Source organism: Candidatus Hakubella thermalkaliphila, assembly GCF_013281975.1.
In the GTDB taxonomy this organism is placed as follows: domain Bacteria; phylum Actinomycetota; class Humimicrobiia; order Hakubellales; family Hakubellaceae; genus Hakubella; species Hakubella thermalkaliphila.
Genome location: NZ_BLRZ01000172.1, coordinates 1 through 2,688, shown reverse-complemented (window position 1 = coordinate 2,688; position 2,688 = coordinate 1). Strand labels below are relative to the sequence as shown.

The window sequence follows — 2,688 nt, the reverse complement described above, 5'->3', positions numbered from 1 at the left end:
TTTAATTGAACCACAACATATTGTATGTATTCAGGTAAATGACGTTGTAGGGTTAAAATTTTAGCTTATCATCGCCTTGACGCGTTGCAAGCTTTCTGGATGGCGCATAGTTACAATGTCAGCACCCGACAGCAGCAAGGAAAACGCGGTGGCTGCCTCCCAAACTATTCCTTTGCCGACGTCCTGAATAGCCTCTTTCGTTTTCCATGCTTCTTTCCCCACTTTGGCAATCAACGGGGACTGCAGAGTTTTATCGTCGTGCACAATTGCTGCGAGACGAATGCGCTCCATGGTTGAGTAAGCATACTCAAGACCATAACCAGCAACGCAAGTCAGCGGATCGATAACCACCCTGTCCACCGGGAAATACTTGCCCAGCCTAATATTTAAGTCTTTAGCCAGATTGATATCCATCGAAATCTGGGCAATGATGGCATGGCCATGTTCTAGTGCCACAGTAGCTATCTCCTGATGATTCTCCTTTAGTATCGGTCCGATCAGCAGATTTAAACCACTGCACATTTTTGCTACAACCGGCAATACTGCAGCATCTTTCTCTTTTTCTCCCAAACCAAAGACAACCACCGGCACATTTACTGCCTCTGCCACTCTCTTTACCCCAGCGGCAATTTCTTCGACTGGCACGTCTTTTTCCATGCTGTTTAAAGTAAGGAAAATTAAATCAGCCCCAAAAACTTCCGCATTCTTTTTTGCCCACGCCTCAGGAGAAGATTTGACGTCAGCATAAAACTCCTGTAGCCAAGGAGCCCAGTCTGTCGGCTCACTGTCAGCCACTTCCAGCGCAAACTTGAGTTGCCCTGTTTTCCCTTCAAAAGAATGGAAGGGCAACGTGTTTTGTCCGGCGACAACAGCCTTTTTCCCTTCCGAACCCAGCACCAATTCCTTAATCTCGCCCGGGTATTTTTCCAGAAATTTTTCCATTATACTTTCCGCCTCCCGAAATGTTAAATTTCCAGCCAAGAAGGAGAATATAATTCTCGTCCCATAATAACCCTAGCTGTTTTATAGTAATTCCTCGCTACTTGTGACATAGCAGCCATGTCCAGATCTTCCCCGTCCATTACTTTCAGGATGATATCAATAATTTCTTTTTCTTTACCGGCATTAAGAGCTACCAGTTCTTTATCGAAGCTGTCCACAATCGCAGAGTACAGACCGGCTTTGCCTAAGATCACAAGAGCAACCTGATTGATAATGTGGCGCAGGTCACGCGGCACACCATTTGATAGATTGGAAAGACCAATGGTAGATTTTACGCCTGGAGCAATACTAGGCAACATACCCACAAATTCTATTACTTCCAAGACATCGGACTGGCTCACACCGATGGGCATCATAATCGGGTCAACCCAGATATCTTCATTAGGAATGCCCATGCTGTTAGCGTAGTCGATTGTTTCCATAATTGACTCGGCTCGGGAAGCAGCATCAGAAGGGATCCCGGCATCATTAAGCACTGAAATCACCACATTAGAGCCATACTTTTGGGCTAGAGGCAACATCTTTTCTTTGCTCTCCTGGGTACCTGAGGCGGAATTGATCAGCGGCTTCTGCCGACAAATAGCCAAACCTGCCTCCATCGCCACAGTGTTCGTAGTGTCAAGCGCAAGGGGCAGATCTACGACTTCTTGGATATTGTTAACAAGCCAACTCATTACTTCCGCCGGATTTTTGCGTGCAGGACCGATGTTTAGGTCTATCCAGTGCACACCCGCCTTAACCTGTTCTTTGGCCAATTCCTGCAATGGACTGGCGTTTCTGCCGGAGAGTGCCTCCGAAACTACTTTGGAGAGAATCTGAATGTTTTCTCCGATTAAAATCATGTTTTTTCCTCCCTTATTTTTCTAAATTTTCTAAAACTACAACTCAAAGCCGCTGCTGCGGTATTTCCACCAAGATTTTTGCCACTATTCACTAAATTCCGCACAGAAAACATCGGTGACAGAACTATAGTTTCCGAAAAAAAAAACAATACCTAACACCGATGGTTTATTAATATACATCAACCCTAATGGACAATCACCCTAATCGTTAATTCGACTACGCACTGAAAAATCCTCTTTTTTTTCTGAATTTTTAAAAAAACTTCTTGATTCTGTTAGTGTTTTTGTTCACATATTCAATCCTTAATCAAGCCAAGAGCTTTTCAGTAAATGCCTAGCACTTTGCATAACCACAACTTCTGCAAACCATGCAACCCTCTGCCCTTTTAAGCTGTTGACCGCATTCGCAAAGCAAGCTACTGTCCATCACTTTTTTTTGCGCGCTGCCGTTAACCTTGCCCATGGTCTGAAGAATCTCGTAGGCGATCGCGGAAGCGCAGGATTTGCCTGGAGAAATATTTTTGCCCTTACCGCGAGCCAACAAATAAGCAGGACAAGAATGGGTGCTCTGTAATTGCCCGGCAATCTCCTCGATAGAAACACCAGCACGAATTGCCAGACTAACAAGTAGGAATTACGCAGTTGACTGCCTAATCCCCTAGCCAGTATGGTTATAACATAACCTGCAAGAAAAGGTCAAGTTCTATTGGTAAGGAGTTGGAGAGAATATGAACCCACCCAAATGCGATGACCTGGATTACATCCACTTTCTCATAGTTAGTCAGAAGGTATTCACCTGCACAGAAGCCGCCCGGTGCCAACCCGAAGGGAAGGCGCCAGCTCA

At 45.1% G+C, this 2,688-nt stretch carries 3 protein-coding genes and 1 pseudogene; 1 reads left to right on the top strand and 3 read right to left on the bottom strand.

Annotated elements, in window-relative coordinates:
- Positions 1-60 precede the first annotated feature (60 nt).
- From HW443_RS10465 to HW443_RS14310, 3 genes are all read right to left on the bottom strand, one after another.
- On the bottom strand, positions 61-942 hold the full coding sequence (locus HW443_RS10465; RefSeq protein ID WP_176236864.1) for an acetyl-CoA decarbonylase/synthase complex subunit delta: 882 nt from the start codon (positions 940-942) through the stop codon (positions 61-63).
- A gap of 23 nt (positions 943-965) precedes the next feature.
- On the bottom strand, positions 966-1,844 hold the full coding sequence (locus tag HW443_RS10460) for a dihydropteroate synthase (RefSeq protein WP_176236863.1): 879 nt from the start codon (positions 1,842-1,844) through the stop codon (positions 966-968).
- 334 nt (positions 1,845-2,178) lie between these two features.
- A complete protein-coding gene (locus HW443_RS14310; RefSeq protein WP_455423490.1) occupies positions 2,179-2,463 on the bottom strand; it encodes a hypothetical protein in 285 nt (94 codons plus the stop codon).
- Between the two features lie 109 nt (positions 2,464-2,572).
- Here HW443_RS14310 and HW443_RS10455 point away from each other — a divergent pair.
- Positions 2,573-2,688: pseudogene (locus HW443_RS10455) on the top strand (IS701 family transposase); the annotation flags it as partial.

What these genes read in the sequence shown, in the direction of transcription:
- HW443_RS10465 (WP_176236864.1), bottom strand. Translation starts at nt 942, where the DNA reads ATGGAAAAATTTCTGGAAAAATACCCGGGCGAGATTAAGGAATTGGTG.
- HW443_RS10460 (WP_176236863.1), bottom strand. Translation starts at nt 1,844, where the DNA reads ATGATTTTAATCGGAGAAAACATTCAGATTCTCTCCAAAGTAGTTTCG.